Annotated in this window: 13 protein-coding genes; 9 read left to right on the forward strand and 4 right to left on the reverse strand. The window is 69.9% G+C overall.

Annotation, left to right across the window (positions count from 1 at the left end):
- Positions 1 to 7: 7 nt before the first annotated feature.
- Positions 8 to 886 carry an SMP-30/gluconolactonase/LRE family protein gene (locus tag ABS78_RS21620; protein WP_293384486.1) on the reverse strand — a complete coding sequence of 293 codons (879 nt, stop codon included), beginning with the start codon at positions 884 to 886 and terminating at the stop codon, positions 8 to 10.
- Here ABS78_RS21620 and ABS78_RS21625 point away from each other — a divergent pair.
- Positions 885 to 1,325 carry an NUDIX domain-containing protein gene (locus ABS78_RS21625; protein ID WP_293384489.1) on the forward strand — a complete coding sequence of 147 codons (441 nt, stop codon included), beginning with the start codon at positions 885 to 887 and terminating at the stop codon, positions 1,323 to 1,325. The two genes, ABS78_RS21620 and ABS78_RS21625, sit on opposite strands and share 2 nt — an antisense overlap.
- Here the strand turns inward: ABS78_RS21625 and ABS78_RS21630 are convergent.
- Positions 1,285 to 2,148, reverse strand: a complete 864-nt coding sequence (locus ABS78_RS21630; RefSeq protein WP_293384492.1) for an alpha/beta hydrolase — start codon at positions 2,146 to 2,148, stop codon at positions 1,285 to 1,287. The two genes, ABS78_RS21625 and ABS78_RS21630, sit on opposite strands and share 41 nt — an antisense overlap.
- Positions 2,149 to 2,234: 86 nt before the next feature.
- On the opposite strand from ABS78_RS21630, the gene ABS78_RS21635 reads away from it, so the two are divergent.
- The 7 genes from ABS78_RS21635 to ABS78_RS21665 all read left to right on the forward strand — a co-directional run bounded on the left by ABS78_RS21635 (position 2,235) and on the right by ABS78_RS21665 (position 10,943).
- A complete protein-coding gene (locus ABS78_RS21635) occupies positions 2,235 to 2,843 on the forward strand; it encodes a hypothetical protein (protein ID WP_293384495.1) in 609 nt (202 codons plus the stop codon).
- A gap of 143 nt (positions 2,844 to 2,986) precedes the next feature.
- Positions 2,987 to 3,892 (forward strand): flagellar motor protein MotB, encoded by a 906-nt coding sequence (locus ABS78_RS21640; protein ID WP_293384498.1) that lies wholly within the window; start codon positions 2,987 to 2,989, stop codon positions 3,890 to 3,892.
- Between the two features lie 73 nt (positions 3,893 to 3,965).
- Positions 3,966 to 4,727, forward strand: coding sequence for an arginyltransferase (locus tag ABS78_RS21645; RefSeq protein ID WP_293384502.1), 762 nt, complete (start codon positions 3,966 to 3,968; stop codon positions 4,725 to 4,727).
- Between the two features lie 132 nt (positions 4,728 to 4,859).
- The gene (locus tag ABS78_RS21650; protein ID WP_293384506.1) at positions 4,860 to 5,519 is read left to right on the forward strand and encodes a chromosomal replication initiator DnaA; all 660 of its coding nucleotides are present in this window, start codon (positions 4,860 to 4,862) and stop codon (positions 5,517 to 5,519) included.
- 112 nt (positions 5,520 to 5,631) lie between these two features.
- Complete coding sequence (locus ABS78_RS21655; RefSeq protein ID WP_293384509.1) at positions 5,632 to 7,215, forward strand: CYTH and CHAD domain-containing protein; 1,584 nt, start codon at positions 5,632 to 5,634, stop codon at positions 7,213 to 7,215.
- 19 nt (positions 7,216 to 7,234) lie between these two features.
- Positions 7,235 to 9,448 (forward strand): RNA degradosome polyphosphate kinase, encoded by a 2,214-nt coding sequence (locus ABS78_RS21660; protein WP_293384512.1) that lies wholly within the window; start codon positions 7,235 to 7,237, stop codon positions 9,446 to 9,448.
- Positions 9,429 to 10,943 carry a Ppx/GppA phosphatase family protein gene (locus ABS78_RS21665; protein WP_293384514.1) on the forward strand — a complete coding sequence of 505 codons (1,515 nt, stop codon included), beginning with the start codon at positions 9,429 to 9,431 and terminating at the stop codon, positions 10,941 to 10,943. Before ABS78_RS21660 ends, ABS78_RS21665 begins: the two co-directional genes overlap by 20 nt.
- Positions 10,944 to 11,300: 357 nt before the next feature.
- Here the strand turns inward: ABS78_RS21665 and rnd are convergent, their stop codons facing one another.
- Positions 11,301 to 12,479, reverse strand: coding sequence for a ribonuclease D (gene rnd, locus ABS78_RS21670; protein ID WP_293384517.1), 1,179 nt, complete (start codon positions 12,477 to 12,479; stop codon positions 11,301 to 11,303).
- An 80-nt stretch (positions 12,480 to 12,559) separates the two neighbouring features.
- Between rnd and purM the strand changes: the two genes are divergently transcribed.
- Complete coding sequence (gene purM, locus ABS78_RS21675) at positions 12,560 to 13,585, forward strand: phosphoribosylformylglycinamidine cyclo-ligase (RefSeq protein ID WP_293384520.1); 1,026 nt, start codon at positions 12,560 to 12,562, stop codon at positions 13,583 to 13,585.
- Positions 13,586 to 13,733: 148 nt separating this feature from the next.
- On the opposite strand, the gene ABS78_RS21680 is transcribed toward purM, so the two are convergent.
- Positions 13,734 to 14,381: a hypothetical protein gene (locus tag ABS78_RS21680; RefSeq protein ID WP_293384522.1), complete on the reverse strand. Its 648-nt coding sequence runs from the start codon at positions 14,379 to 14,381 to the stop codon at positions 13,734 to 13,736.
- Positions 14,382 to 15,149: the final 768 nt, after the last annotated feature.

A 15,149-nucleotide genomic window follows, 5' to 3' on the forward strand; every position in this document is an offset into this window, starting at 1 on the left:
CGGGCGCCTAAGGCCGCCCGGCGCGCGGGCTGTCCACCTCGGCGACCACGATCCGCCCCGTCCGCTCGCGCGCCGCCGCCTCGTGGTCGGACGTGGCGGCGGTCAGCATGAACAGCGTCCGCCCGTCGGGGCCGCCCAGCATGCAGGCGAAGCAGGGCTGGCCGGTGTCGATCACCTCCAGCACCTCGCCGCCCTGCGCGATCCGCACGCATTCGGGCGCGATCGGATTGGCGACCCAGATCGCGCCGTCCGCGTCCAGGCAGACGCCGTCCGGCACACGGGGCCAGGTCTCGGCCCAGACCCGGCGGTTCGAAAGCGCCCCGCCCGGCCCGATGTCGAACGCCGTCAGCCGGCCGGCCAGGGTCTCGCCCACGATCAGCGTCGCGCCGTCGGGCGTGATGACCGGACCGTTGGGAAAGTGCATGTCCTCGGCCGCCACCCGCACCTCGCCGCCCGCCGTCACATAGGCGAGCCTGGCGGTCGGATGGTCCGCGATCACGCTCTCGACCCCGCATGCTGCGATCGCCGCGTCGAGGTCGAAGCCGAAATTCCCCACATAGGCTCCGCCCGAGGCGTCCACGACCATGTCGTTGCAGTGGAACGTGGCCAACGCGCCCAGGTCGGCATGCACCGAGATCGCGCCGTCCGCGCCGCGCCGCAGCACCCGGCGACGCGTCATCGACACCACCAGCAGGTCGCCGCCGGGCGTCCAGCCGAGGCCGGAAGGCCGGTCGTCGATCTCGAACTCGACGCGCACGTCCCCGTCCGGCGAGACGGACTTGACCGCATGGTCGTAGAAGTCGCTGAACCAGAGGCGCCCGTCGCGCCACCGAGGCCCCTCGCCGAAATGCAGCCCGTCCGCCAGCACCCGCGTCGCTCTCGCCATGTCGTCCTCCCGCGATCTTGAGCCGATGATCGTCGAGGTCGTGGGTGCTGTCATCCGCGACGCCGCCGGCCGGGTGCTGACGGTGCGCAAACGAGGGACGTCGCGATTCATGCTGCCCGGCGGCAAGCGGCAGCCCGGCGAGGACGATCTCCCCGCCCTGGCGCGCGAACTGCGCGAGGAACTGGGCGTCGCGCTGCTGGAGGCCCAGCCTCTCGGTCGCTTCGAGGCGGCGGCGGCCAACGAACCCGGCGCGCGGGTGCGGTCGTCCGCCTATCTCGTCGTGGTCCGCGGGACGCCACGGGCCAGTGCGGAAATCGAGGATCTGCGCTGGATCGACCCGGCGGCGCCCGGCCCGACGCCGCTCGCGCCCCTGCTCACGGGCGGGATCCTGCCGGCCGTCATCGCGGCGTCGAGAGCCACGCCTCCAGGATCGGATTGACCTTCTGCGGCGCCTCCTGCTGCACCCAGTGGGAGACCCCGGGCAGGCGCTCGATGGTCAGGTCGCGCACGTGCGCGTCGGTCCCGTCCAGCAGTTCGATCCCCAGGGCCGAATCCTCCTCGCCCCAGACGATGAGGGTGGGCGTCTCCAGCATCGGCCAGGGCTCGGACAGCCGCCCGCGTGCGCGGAACGCCCCGCGATACCAGTTGATCATGCCGCGGATGGCGCCCGGCCGCTGCGCGTTGCGGGCGTAATGATCGAGCACCTCAGGGGTGAAATTCGTCTTGTCGACCGCCATCTCGTGGAACGCGCGCCGCACCCCGCGGGCGTCCCGCGCCGTCATCATCCGTTCCGGCAGCCAGGGGAGCTGGAAGAAGAAGATGTACCAGGACTTCTTTCGCTGGGCCGGATTGCTGCGCAGGTTCTCGGCCATCACCGCCGGATGCGGCACGTTCATGATCACCAGCCGCTCCAGCGGTCGCACGCGGTTGATGGCGAACGACCACGCCAGGCCGGCGCCCCAGTCGTGGCCGATGAGCGTGACGCGCTTGGCCCCGCTGGCGTCGATCAGCGCCGCGACATCCTCCATCAGCCGGTCGATGACATAGGCCGAGACCGCCGCGGGCTTGGGTTCGGTCTCGCCGTAGCCCCGCAGGTCGGGCGCCCATGCGCGATAGCCCATGGCCGCCAGCATCGGCAGTTGGAACCGCCACGAGAACCGGCTCTCGGGAAAGCCGTGGAGGCAGAGCGCCAGATGATCGCCCTCGCCCATCTCGTCCACGGCGAATCGGAAACCGTTGGCCTCGACGAAGCGGGTCTGCATCGCGGTGGGTCCTTCCCTTCCTGGCCCTATCCAGGGCGGGTCGATGCGGCTTAGCTTGGCCACGTTCCTTGGGGGAAGAAAACCCGATGCTGAAGTCCCTGGTGGCAGCCGTGTTGAGCGCGCTGGTTCTGTTCGGCGGAGGGCCGGCCTCGGCGCAGACATCCGAGGCCGAAACGGTCGGGATCGAACTGGCGCGCACCCTGTTCCGCGCGATTTCGTTCGAGGCTCTCATCGCCAAGGAGGTCGGCGGCGCGGGCAATCCCTTCGGCGACGTGCCGTCGCGGCCCGAGTGGACCGGCTATCTGATCGACGCGCTGAGGGAGGAGATCGCGCACGACCTGCCCGTCTTCGAGGGACGCTTCGGCCGCACGCTGGCGAAGGAATTCTCGCTGGCCGAGCTGAGGGTCGGCCTCGTCATCCTCAGCGACCCCATGATGCAGGCGGCGATGCGGGCGGGCTCCGAGAGCGACGGGGCCGCCGAACCCCAGGGTCAGCCCTCGCGGGAGATCCGGCGCGCCCTCGCCAGACCCGAAGGCGTCGCGTTCATGAACAAGCTGGAACGGCTCGACCGGTATCTCGAACCTCTGCAGGACGACCTCGCCGCGGAGTTGCTGCCCGGCGCGCTCCGCCGTTTCGCCGACAAGGTGGACGCCGGGGAAGCGGCCCGGAGGGAGCGTGCCGCAAGCGGGCCGTGAGTTCGCGCCCCGCGCACCGTCCTCGCGGCTCGATCGCACTGAAACCTTCCCGCCCGCGGTCGAAGCTCTTCCGGACGCGCGAAACCCCATTTTAACGCCGCCACAGCACTTTGCAGCGAAATCAGCGTTAAGGCGGGTGAACCATGGCTGTGGGCGAGCAGCCAATCATCATCAAGAAGATCAAGAAGGGCGGCGGCCACGGGCATCATGGCGGCGCCTGGAAGGTCGCCTATGCCGACTTCGTCACCGCCATGATGGCGTTCTTCCTGCTGATGTGGCTGATCAACACCACCAGCCCCGAACAGAAGCGCGGCATCGCCGACTACTTCGCGCCCGCCAGCGTCTCCCAGACCATGTCGGGCGCAGGCGGCATCCTGGGCGGCTCGGCCCTGGGCAGCGACGGCTCCAAGAGCGCCGGGTCCAGCGACATCATCGAAGAGCTGGCCCCCTCGTCGCAGAATCCCAACGACGGCGACAGCCGCGAAGCCGGCAAGCCCGCCAAGCCCGAGGAGGCGGAAGCCGCGGCCATGCTGCTGGCGCGCCAGCAGCGCGAGGACCAGGCGTTCGACTCGGCCGCCCAGTCGCTGCGCCAAGCGTTGCAGTCGATGCCCGAGCTGGCCGAACTCTCGAAAAACATCATCATCGACCAGACGCCCGAGGGGCTGCGCATCCAGCTCGTCGACCAGGAAGGCCGGTCGATGTTCAACCAGGGCTCGGCCCAGCCCAACGAGCGCGCCCGGATCCTGCTGCGCGCGATCTCCAAGACCATCAACCAGCTGCCGAACCGCATCAGCATCTACGGTCACACCAGCGCCAGCGCGGGGGGCGTGAAGCCGGAAAGCGACTGGCCGTTGTCGGCCGCGCGGGCCGATGCGTCGCGCAAGGTTCTCCAGGCGTCCGGCGTGGACACCGACCGCGTCTACCAGGTGTCGGGCAAGGCGTCCTCCGAACCGCTCTACCCGGACGACCCGCTGCTGCCGGGCAATCGCCGCATCGCCATCGTGTTGCTCCGCGAGGCGCCGCTCTTGCCACCCGACGCGGGGCTGTAACTCCGCTTGCGCCGAGCCGCGGCATGACGCCTAATCGGGGCACACACCCGGCAGACGAGGCGCCGCCCGCTCCGTGACGCAACACTTCCCGACCCGACAGCTCCGGTTCTTCCTCACGGCGCCTTCGCCGTGCCCATACCTTCCCGAGCGATACGAACGGAAAGTGTTCGCCCACCTGCCCCTTTCGGACGGTGCGGCGGTGAACGACAGCCTCACCGCCGTCGGCTTCCGCCGATCCCAGAACATCGCCTACCGCCCGGCCTGCGAAGCCTGTTCCGCCTGTGTCTCGGCGCGGATTCCGGCCGCGGACTACGTGTTCTCGCGCTCCGAACGGAAGGTCCTGTCGCGTAACGAGGACATCGAGCGCCGCCTCGTGGAAGCCGAGGCCACGATGGAGCAGTTCGACCTGCTGCGTCGCTACCTGCTCACCCGCCACGCCACCGGCGGCATGGCGGAGATGACCTGGCCTGACTATGTGGCGATGGTCGAGGACACGGCCGTGCGCACCCATGTCGTGGAGTACCGCACCCGCACGGCGAACGGCAGGCCGGGTGATCTGCTGGCCTGTGCGCTGGTGGATGTGATGGGCGACGGCCTGTCGCTGGTCTACAGCTTCTACGACCCGGCGCCGGCGCGGCGCAGCCTCGGGTCCTTCGTGATCCTCGACCACATCATCCAGGCCTGCCTGACCGGTCTGCCCTATGTCTATCTGGGCTATTGGGTCCGGGGGTCGGAGAAGATGGACTACAAGGTCCGTTTCTCGCCCATCGAGCTTCTGAGGCCCGACGGCTGGACGCTGGCGGGCGCACGCGAGTTGGGACCGCGCCAGGTTTGATGCTCCGCGACAGTTGCTCGGCCGACACCGACGTGCGCTGTGGATCACGGGTGTAACCGGCGCCGGCCAGTGGCGCAGCGGCTCGGACAGGCCTAGAACCCACGGCGTGAAACCCATCGCCCCGCGACATTCATGGCGCGCCAGCTGCGACTGAGCCTGGGCCGCGACACCCCGCCGTCCTTCGACGAATTCGTGCGCGGTCCCTCCAACGCCGAGGCCGTAGCCGCCGTCGAAGCGTGGCCGCGCTGGCGCGACGGATGTCTCACGCTGCTGGGACCGGAGGGCGCGGGCAAGTCGCACCTGGCGCACGCCTGGGCGACCCGAGCAGAGGCCTTGGTCGCCGATCCTGACGATCCGGATCTGGACGCCGCGGCCGGGCGGCCCGTGCTGCTGGAGGACGCCGACCGAGGCGTCTCCGCCGAGGGCCTCTTCCACCTGATCAACCTGGCGGCGCAGCAAGGCGGCGGCCTGCTTCTGACGGCGCGGACGCTTCCGGCCACCTGGCCCACGACCCTGCCCGACCTGAGGTCGCGCCTGAACGCCCTTCCCGTGGCCCAGATCGCCCCGCCCGACGACACGGTTCTGGAAGGCGTTCTCCGGCGCTTCTTCCGCGATCGGAACATCCGTCCGCCCGAGGCAGTCTATCCCTACCTCCTGGCGCGCATGCCACGCTCCATCCCGGACGCCGAGAGTATCGTCCAACGCCTGGACGAAGCGGGCGACGAGGGTTTCCGCCCGGTGACCCGCGTGCTGGCGCGGCAGATTCTGGACGCTCGGGACCGAGCCGACTGAGGAAGAACGGTGAAATCGGAAGAATCTTCGCGCGCGCGATAGACAAGCCGAATCGTTTTCCGGCAGTGGTGTGAGCCGTGGCGCACCGGCCACGTCCGACGGGACCTCCGGCATGCTCGCGCGGGCCCCCGCGAAGGCCGCCCCGGAACTTGAACTCAAGTTCCAGCTCGGCGCCGGCGCCCTGGAGGCGCTGGAAGGGAGCCTTTTCCCCCGCGCCCAGGCCAAGGTCTCGCAGCTCCACGCCACCTATTTCGACACCCCCGGTCATGCGCTGCGCGATAACGGCTTCAGCCTGCGTGTCCGCCGCAAGGACCAGACGTTCACCCAGACGCTCAAGCATCGGGACGGTGGCGCGCTCTTCGAGAGGGACGAGTGGGAAACCCGGGTCGAAGGCCCAGGCCTGGACCTCGACGTCCTGGCCGGCACGCCCGCCGCAACCGCGATCGCCGACGCCGCCCTGGCTCCCGCCTTCACGGTCGAGGTCGAGCGGCGCATCCATGTCTGGTCATCGGATGCGGCGCAGATCGAGGTCGCGCTCGACACCGGGGCGGTCGTTGCGGGCGAGCGGCGCGATCCCATCGCCGAGCTGGAGCTGGAGCTCCTGGCCGGGCCGCCACAGGCGCTGTTCGACCTGGCGCGGCGGCTGATGGACGTCGCGCCTCTCACCCTGGCCTTCGAGAGCAAGGCCGAGCGCGGGTACCGTCTGGTCGGCCATGATGGCGTCGCCGCCCTGAAGGCGCAGCGCACCGCCGTGGGCCCGAAGACAGCGGTCGCTCCGGCGTTCCAGGTGATCATGCGCGGCGCGCTGGTCCAGGCGGCCGGCAACGCCGACCTGCTGCGGCGCGCCAACAATCCCGACGCCCTGCACCAGCTCCGAGTCGGCCTGCGCCGGCTTCGCGCCGGCCTGTCGGTCTTCAAGGCGATCCTGGACGCGGACGGCCTCAACCGCTTCCGCGCCGAGACCCGCTGGCTGGCCGGGGAGCTGTCGGACGCCCGCGACATCGACGTCTTCCTCCAGAAGGCGGCCGTCCGCGACGAGATCGAGGAGAACGACGGCCGGGCCGCCTTTTTCCGGGCGCTGCGCATCGCCCAGGCCGAGGCCTATGAACGGGCGGTGGACGCCGTCGGCTCGCCCCGTTTCCGCGCGCTGCTGCTCGACATCGCCGAATGGATCGAGGCCGGCGCCTGGCGGCGTCTCGACGACATGCCCCAGCGTCGCCTGAGGGAGGGGCCGATCACCGTCCTGGCGGCCCCGGTGCTGGGGCAGTTGGATCATCGGCTGCGCCGCCGGTCGCGCCGGTTCCTGGAGATCGACGCCGCCGGCCGCCACGACCTGCGCAAACAGGCCAAGAAGCTGCGTTACGCCGCCGCCTTCTTCGCCGAAGTCTTCACCGAGCACCCCAAGCGGCGCGACCGCTTCGTGGCCGCGCTGCGCGCCCTCCAGGACCACCTCGGTGAATTGAACGACATGGCGGTGTCGAGGTCCGTCGCCCTCAAGGCCGTCGGCAAGCGCAACGGCGAGCTCGCCTTTGCGGCGGGCCTGGAGGTGGGGCGTCTCACCGAGGCCGAGGCCGCGGTGATGGACGCGGCCGACCGCGCCTTCAAGGCGTACCGGAAGGTGAAGCCGTTCTGGCCGTCATCGGAAGGTCGCAATGAGGACCTTAACCTTTCGGGGCGACGCTTGAATCGCGCCTGACGCCCACCGAGAAGCAACGATGCCGCCCAACGATGTCTCCCCCACGACCGCCGCGCTGGCCGCGTCGCAGGAGGCGGCGCCCGTGGCCATCGAGGACCTGGTCTCGTCGCCTGCGCGCTTCTTCAACCGCGAACTGTCGTGGCTGGCCTTCAACCGGCGAGTGCTGGCCGAGAGCACCAACCCGCGCCACCCCTTGCTGGAGCGGCTCCGGTTCCTGGCCATCAGCGCCAACAACCTCGACGAATTCTACATGGTCCGCGTGGCCGGGCTGAAGGCCCAGGTGCGCGAGGGGATTCGGGTGGTCAGCCAGGACGGCCTGACCCCCGCCGAGCAACTCCTTCGGGTCAACGCCGCCGCCGCCGACCTGATGGCCGATCAGCAGACCCGCTGGCGCGAGTTGCGCGCCGAACTGGCGGGCGAAGGACTGCGCTACGTCTCCGCCCATGAAGTCACCGAGGCCGAGCGCGCCGCGCTGGAGCCGCGCTTCCTGTCCGAGCTGTTCCCGGTGCTGACGCCTCTGGCCATCGATCCGGCGCACCCCTTCCCGTTCATCGCGAACCTGGCGTTCTCGCTGGTGCTGAAGATCCGGCGCATTTCGGACGGACGGCTGCTCTACGCGCTCGCGCCCCTCCCCGCCCAGGTCGCTCGATTCTGGGATCTGGCGCCCGGCCGGCCGACCCGACGCAAGTCCCAGCGCCGGGTGATCTCGCTGGAGAGCCTGGTGACGCTCTTCCTCGATCACCTGTTCCCCGGCTGCGAGGTCGAGGCGCATGGCGTTTTCCGCCTGATCCGCGACTCCGACGTCGAGATCGAGGAAGAGGCGGAAGACCTGGTCCGAGAATTCGAGGCGCGGCTGAAGCAGCGTCGGCTGGGCTCGGTGGTCCGCGTCGAGCTTGAGGCTTCCACGCCCGAGGAGCTTCGGGCGTTCATCTCGGAGAGCCTGCACGCCAATCCGGAAGACATCATCGTGATGGATGGTCTCCTCGGCCTGGACGAGCTGACCCAGCTTATCCCGTCCGACCGGCCGGACCTCAAGTTCAAGCCGTTCGAGCCTCGCTTTCCCGAGCGCATCCGCGACCACGGCGGCGATTGCTTCGCGGCGATCCGCGAAAAGGACATCCTGGTCCACCACCCGTTCGAGAGCTTCGACGTGGTGGTCCAGTTCCTGCGCCAGGCGGCCCGGGATCCCAACGTCCTGGCCATCAAGCAGACGCTGTACCGGACCTCGAAGGACAGCCCGATCGTCGCGGCGCTGATCGAGGCGGCCGACAACGGGAAGAACGTCACCGCCCTCATCGAGATCAAGGCGCGGTTCGACGAAGAGGCCAACCTGAAGTGGGCGCGCGACCTGGAGCGCGCGGGCGTCCACGTGGTCTATGGCTTCATCGAGTACAAGACCCACGCCAAGCTCTCGATGGTGGTGCGGCGCGAGGGCGAGCAGCTGCGCAGCTACTGCCACTTCGGGACCGGCAACTATCACCCGATCACGGCGCGTGTTTACACCGACCTGTCGCTGTTCACGACCGAGCCCGCCTTCGGGCGGGACGCGGCGAAGCTGTTCAACTACGTCACCGGCTATGCGCAGCCCGTGGGCCTGGAGCGGCTGTCGTTCTCGCCGGTGACCATGAAGCGCGATCTGATCCGCCTCATCGACCGCGAGATCGGGAACCACAAGGCCGGCAAGCCCGCCGCCATCTGGGCCAAGATGAACTCGCTGGTCGACCCCGAGATCATCGACGCGCTCTACGCCGCCAGCCAGGCGGGGGTGCCGTCCGATCTCGTCATTCGCGGCATCTGCTGCCTGCGGCCGGGCATTCCGGGCCTGTCCGAGAACATCCGGGTGAAATCGATCGTCGGCCGCTTCCTGGAGCACGGTCGCATCGTGGCCTTCGCCAATGGTCACGCCATGCCGTCCCAGCACGCCCGCGTGTTCATCTCGTCCGCCGACTGGATGCCGCGCAACCTCGACCGCCGGGTGGAGGTGCTGACGCCGATCGAGAACCCCACCGTCCACCAGCAGGTGCTGCATCAGATCATGCTCGCCAACCTGAAGGACGAGGCGCAAAGCTGGACCCTCGACGCCGACGGCGGCTATAGGCGTGATCCTGCCTGGGATCACCCGAACGCCTTTTCGGCGCACGAGTACTTCATGACCAATCCGAGTCTTTCCGGTCGCGGGCAGAAGGTGAAGGACATGCCGCGCGCGATCGAAAATGTGGCCCCGCGGGCATAGTCCCGGCCACCCCGACGGACGTCCCGATGGCCGTCAGGCGGCCGTCATCGACGTCGGGTCCAATTCTGTCCGCCTGGTGATCTACCGGGTGGACGGCCGCGCGCTGTGGACCGTCTACAATGAGAAGGTGGTCGCCGGGCTCGGCCGCGACCTGGGCGCCTCCCGGCGCCTGTCGCCCGAGGGCGTTGAGGACGCCATCGCCGCGCTGCGCCGGTTCCGCGCCATCCTCGACGGGTGGCCGCCGGAACAGGTGACGGCCTGCGCCACGGCCGCCGTGCGCGAGGCCGCCGACGGCCGCGCCTTCCTCGATCGCGTCAAGGCCGAGGCCGGCCTCGACATCCGCGTCCTGAGCGGCGACGAGGAAGCCCGCTACGCCGCCCTGGGCGTGTTGTGCGGACAGCCCGACGCGCACGGGGTGGTCGGCGACCTGGGCGGATCGAGCCTCGAGCTGGTGCGGCTCAACGGAGTGGCGCAGGTCGAGGGGATCACCCTCCCGCTCGGCCCCTTCGCCCTGGGCGCGCCCAAGCCGCTCAATGCGGACCGTGTGCGGCGGCAGGTGGACGACCGTCTGGCGCCGCACGCCCGCACCTTCGCCACTCCCGAACTGCACGCCGTCGGGGGCGGCTGGCGCAACCTGGCGCTGCTGCACATGCAGCTCGCGGACTATCCGCTCCACATCGCCCATCAGTACGAGATCGGCCGCAGCGACGCCATTGAGCTGGTCCGCTTCGTCCAGCGGCAGTCGCGCTCGTCGCTGGAGGGCATCCAGGGCGTCTCGAAGCGGCGCTACGAGACCCTGCCCTATTCGGCGGCCGTGCTGGAGCGGCTGATCGAGCGGCTGGGGATCGAGCGGATCGTGGTGTCCGCCTACGGGGTCCGCGAGGGCCTGCTGTTCGAGGCCATGCCGCCCGAGGTCCGCCGTCTCGACCCGCTGATCGAAGGCTGCGAGGCCCTGACCGCGCAGCGGGGCATCGCGCCGGCGCTGGGACAGGCGCTGGAGGCCTGGGTGGGGCCACTGTTCGAGGGCCTGTCGCCGGTCTTCGGGCCCCGCGAGTCCGTCCTGGTGGCCGCCGCCTGCCGGCTGGCCGAGCTGGGCGCGCGGCTGCACCCCGACCATCGCGCCGACCTGGCGTTCGAGCAGATCCTGCGGGCGCCGCTGGCGGGGATGACCCATCCCGAGCGGGTGTTCCTGGCCTCGGTGGCCTTCGCGCGCCACTCGGCCTCGCCCCAGCCTTCGGCCCCGTCGGTGCTGCGCATCCTGTCGGGCGAGCGGCGTCAGCGGGCGCGGGCCCTGGGCGCGGCGCTGCGGCTGGGCTGCGACCTGTCGGGGCACAATCCGCGGCTGCTGGAGAAGTCGTCGCTGGCCGTCCGCGGCGAGCGGCTGTCGCTGACCACCCTGGCGGGGTGGGAGGACATGCTGCTGGGCGAGCAGACGGCGCGGCGGGCTCAGACGCTGGCCCAGGCGCTGAAGCTGAAGCTGGACCCGCTGCCCTGACCCGCCCCAAGTGAAGAAGGGCGGCGCCCCGGTCGCCCGGAACACCGCCCTCCGAACCAGATCCGTTGGGGGATCTGAGCCTTCGAGGCGGAGGGGAACGCCGCGCCACCGGTCGCCCGGCCTTGCCTTGCTCCGTCTCCCTGCCCGCTTCGCCGACCGGTCGCCCGGTCCGCCGCGCCGCAAGTCCTCTCGGCAGGAGGAGGTTCACCCGACGCCGTTCGGCCGGCAATGGCCCTGGCGGCGAGGCCTGTGGACGCTTGCGCCGACAGGCGGTGGACCCGATGTGGAGAACATGGGGAAATTCCCACATTCTCCTTTAAAAACAGATACCTGAAACCATCCCCAGGGACGTGGCGGTCAGCTCGCGGCGGCCACCTTGGGCGCGCGGCGCACCTCGACCACGCGCACGCGGGCGCCGTCCAGCACCAGGGCCAGTTCGCCGCGCTTCAGCTTCAGGGCGTCCTCGCCGAACGCCTCGCGCCGCCAGCCCTTGAGGGCGGCGGTGTCGGCGCGGTCGTCGTTGGCGATCTGCTCCAGGTCCGAGACGGTGGCGATCAGCTTCGAGGCCACCCCCGCCTCCTCGGCGCGCGCCTTGAGCAGCACCTTGAGCAGCTCGACCACCGCGCCGGCGGCCGGCGAACTCTGCTGGCGGGTCTTCTCGATCACCGGGGCGTAGGCCTCGGGGTCCTTCAGCGCCTCGCGCACGGCGGCGACCAGGTCGGGGCCGAACCGCGAGCCCGAAAAGCCCTTGGGCACCGAGCGCAGGCGGTCCAGCCCGTCGGCGTCGGTCGGCGCCTGGGTGGCGATCTCGTCGATGGCTTCGTCCTTGAGGATCCGGCCGCGGGGCTGGTCGCGAAGCTGGGCGGTCCGCTCGCGCCAGGCGGCGACGGCGCGATAGACGGCCAGGTACTTGGCCGTATGCCGGCGCGGGCGCAGCCGCTTCCAGGCGTTGTCGGGCTCGACGTCGTAGTTGGCCGGATCGGTCAGGTCGGCCATCTCGTCGGTCACCCAGGCCAGGCGCTTCTCCCGCTCCAGCCGCTCGCGCAGCATGGGGTACAGCTTGGCCAGGTGGGTCACGTCGGCCAGGGCGTACGAGAGCTGCGACTCCGACAGCGGCCGGCGCGCCCAGTCGGTGAACCGGCTGGACTTGTCGATGTCGAGCTTGAGCATCTGGCGGACCAGGGCGTCGTAGGCGATCTGCTCGCCGAAGCCGGCCGCCATGCCCGCCACCTGGGTGTCGAACAGCGGCCGGGGCATGGCCTTCAGGTTGTTGAAGATCTCGACGTCCTGGCGGGCGGCGTGGAAGACCTTGAGGATCTTCGTGTCGCGCATCACCTCCAGGAACGGCTCCAGGTCGATGTCCTCGGCCAGCGGGTCGATCACCGCCTCGGCGCCGGGCGCGGCGGCCTGGATCAGGCACAGCTTCGGCCAGTAGGTGGTCTCGCGCATGAACTCGGTGTCGACCGCGACGAACGCCTGCCCTTTGAGCTTGGCGCAGAAGGCTTCGAGTTCGGCAGTGGTGGTGATCGTCGTCATAAATCAGCTATAGCCCCGCGCGCGGGCGACTCTGCAAGGCCGCGCGCGCGTCTCTCTGCACCTCCAGCCCGGGTTCGTAAATGTCCGAGCGACCGAACGGTCTCACCTATGCGCAAGCCGGCGTGGACATCGACGCGGGGAACGCCCTGGTCGAACGCATCAAGCCGCTGGCCAAATCCACCCGCCGGGCGGGCGCCGAGGCGTCGCTGGGCGGCTTCGGCGCGCTGTTCGACCTGAAGGCGGCCGGCTACGACGACCCGCTGCTGGTCACGACGACCGACGGCGTCGGCACCAAGCTGAAGGTGGCGATCGAGACCGGCCTGCACGGCACGGTGGGGATCGACCTGGTGGGCATGTGCGTCAACGACCTGCTGGCCCAGGGCGCCGAGCCGCTGATGTTCCTGGACTACTACGCCACCGGCAAGCTCGACGTGGAGGCCGCCGCCGCCGTGGTGGCGGGCATCGCCGAGGGCTGCCGGCAGGCCAACTGCGCCCTGGTGGGCGGCGAGACGGCCGAGATGCCGGGCATGTACGCCGAGGGCGACTACGACATGGCCGGCTTCTGCGTCGGCGCGGTCGACCGCGACAAGGTGATCCCGCGCCTGGGCGACCAGACGGCCGGCGACATCCTGGTGGGCCTGGGCTCGTCGGGGCCGCATTCCAACGGCTATTCGCTGATCCGCCGGATCGTGGCGCACTCGGGCCTGGCCTGGGACGCCCCCGCCCCGTTCGCCCCCGGCAAGACCCTGGCCGAGGCGCTGCTGGAGCCGACGCGCATCTATATCCGCTCCGTCCTGCCGCACCTGAAGGCGGGCCGGATCAAGGGCCTGGCCCACATCACCGGCGGCGGCCTGATCGAGAACCCCCCGCGCGCCATCGCCGAGGGGCTGGTCCCCCGCTTCGACTGGAACGCCTGGACCCTGCCCCCGGTGTTCCAGTGGCTGGCCCAGACGGGCGGCGTCGCCGAGCACGAGATGCGCCGCACCTTCAACTGCGGGATCGGCCTGGTGCTGATCGTGGCCCCCGACGACCTGCCCGACGTGCTGGTGGGGCTGGTCCGCGACGGCGAGGACGCGTTCGTGGTGGGCGAGCTGGCGCAGGCCTAGGGGTCTCCGGCGCCCTGCCCGCCGCAGGCGCCGTCTTCGGACCACAGAAAACACAGACGGACACAGAAGGGGCCGCGCCCGCTGCGTCTTCTGTGCCTGTCTGTGTTTTCCGGGGTTGAATCCTCTCCGCGCCGGGGCGCGGACGGACTCACGCCGAACTGCGCCAGTCGACGTCATGGAGATCCCGCGACAGGGCGGCGCGCGGCGGGTCCGGCAGGTCGGGCCAGCGCCCGATGCCGCCGGGCGGGAAGCGCAGGTGCAGCGCCAGGCGGGCCACATGGTCGTCCAGCGGCTCGTCGCAGAATTCGGGGCTGGCGCGCTCGTCGGCGATCAGCTCGTCGATGTCGGCCCGGCGATAGGCGAAGTCCCGGCAGGCGGTCTCGAAATCGACGGTCGCCGCGCCCTCGCCGCTCTCGCCGCCCTGGTCCATTTCCGTTCCGTCGGATTCAGGCCGCTCGGCCTCGTCCCAGCCCAGGCGCAGGAGCGCGGCGCGCAGCTCGCCGATCCGGCGCGCGACGGCGGCCTGACCGGGCCTGGGCTTCGGCGCGGCGGCCTCGGCCTGGGCCCGGGCGTGCGCCGCCGCGGCCAGGTCGCGCCTCAGCCGCGCCTTGACCGCCAGCGTCTGGCGATACGACCGCGCCGCCCGCTGATAGCTGCGCCCCAGCCGCGCCGCCTCGTCGTTGTCCTCCGCCGCCAGCGCCCGCCGCGCGAAGTCCCGGGCCAGCGCCAGATCGTGCTGCGCGATCTCGGCCAGCCCCCGGGCCTCGTCTTCCGTGATGTCGAGCGCATCCCACATGTCGGACGGGAGTGTGGATGGCGGGTACGTCAGATTCGGACGTAAGGGACGAAGGGGCTCGAAATTTGTCTCAGCGGGGATGGTCTAAGGCCCCGTGGGTTGACGCCGGTTGCTACGACGAATGCGACGAGCTGACATTGGTGATGTCCGGAAGGTCCGGTAGCGGGCGCCAGGGGATTGGCCCTTCAGACTATTCCACAAAGTGCCCGCCTAGTGCGTCGGCCGGACGAAGCCCCGACTCCACGACGGACCACCGCAGCCCCATACGCCACTTGACTGCCATCCCCGGTAGCCGGCGTGTTGCGCATCGAACTGCCGGGGGGCATCCAATTGGTTACACCAATTCGGCTTACGAAGTCCGAGAGACTCCGTCGTTTCCTAGAAGCTGGATACTTGGCGGAGGAACTGCCTCCACCGTTTGTGTCTCACTCGTTCGCGCGCTATCGCAGAGCGCTACTTGGCGACTGGAGTGGCAAGGCGGACTATCCGAAATTCAGGTCAAGACCGGAGCAGTTCACCATTCCTCGGTACGGCACGGCTCGTCGCCGGGTGAATATCCCCAACCCTATAAATTTCTACCGCCTAGCAGCGACGATAGCCGACGGCTGGATTGAGGTCCGAGATCATATCTCAAAGTCCGAGATCACCGAGTTCAGACCAATCCTCGACGCTGACGTGACCCCCTGAAACTCAGCCAGGAATAGCTAGAGTCCGCCCGACCAAAGGACGGACGAATGAAGCGATCAAGGTTCACGGAAGAGCAGATCA

The sequence above is a fragment of the Phenylobacterium sp. SCN 70-31 genome (assembly GCF_001724605.1).
Lineage (GTDB): Bacteria > Pseudomonadota > Alphaproteobacteria > Caulobacterales > Caulobacteraceae > Phenylobacterium.

Excerpts from the sequence above, each read along its gene's own strand:
- ABS78_RS21625 (WP_293384489.1), top strand. The coding sequence starts at position 885 with ATGTCGTCCTCCCGCGATCTTGAGCCGATGATCGTCGAGGTCGTGGGT.
- ABS78_RS21620 (WP_293384486.1), bottom strand. The coding sequence starts at position 886 with ATGGCGAGAGCGACGCGGGTGCTGGCGGACGGGCTGCATTTCGGCGAG.
- ABS78_RS21630 (WP_293384492.1), bottom strand. The coding sequence starts at position 2,148 with ATGCAGACCCGCTTCGTCGAGGCCAACGGTTTCCGATTCGCCGTGGAC.
- ABS78_RS21635 (WP_293384495.1), top strand. The coding sequence starts at position 2,235 with ATGCTGAAGTCCCTGGTGGCAGCCGTGTTGAGCGCGCTGGTTCTGTTC.
- ABS78_RS21640 (WP_293384498.1), top strand. The coding sequence starts at position 2,987 with ATGGCTGTGGGCGAGCAGCCAATCATCATCAAGAAGATCAAGAAGGGC.
- ABS78_RS21650 (WP_293384506.1), top strand. The coding sequence starts at position 4,860 with ATGGCGCGCCAGCTGCGACTGAGCCTGGGCCGCGACACCCCGCCGTCC.
- ABS78_RS21655 (WP_293384509.1), top strand. The coding sequence starts at position 5,632 with ATGCTCGCGCGGGCCCCCGCGAAGGCCGCCCCGGAACTTGAACTCAAG.
- ABS78_RS21660 (WP_293384512.1), top strand. The coding sequence starts at position 7,235 with ATGCCGCCCAACGATGTCTCCCCCACGACCGCCGCGCTGGCCGCGTCG.
- ABS78_RS21665 (WP_293384514.1), top strand. The coding sequence starts at position 9,429 with ATGTGGCCCCGCGGGCATAGTCCCGGCCACCCCGACGGACGTCCCGAT.
- rnd (WP_293384517.1), bottom strand. The coding sequence starts at position 12,479 with ATGACGACGATCACCACCACTGCCGAACTCGAAGCCTTCTGCGCCAAG.
- purM (WP_293384520.1), top strand. The coding sequence starts at position 12,560 with ATGTCCGAGCGACCGAACGGTCTCACCTATGCGCAAGCCGGCGTGGAC.
- ABS78_RS21680 (WP_293384522.1), bottom strand. The coding sequence starts at position 14,381 with ATGTGGGATGCGCTCGACATCACGGAAGACGAGGCCCGGGGGCTGGCC.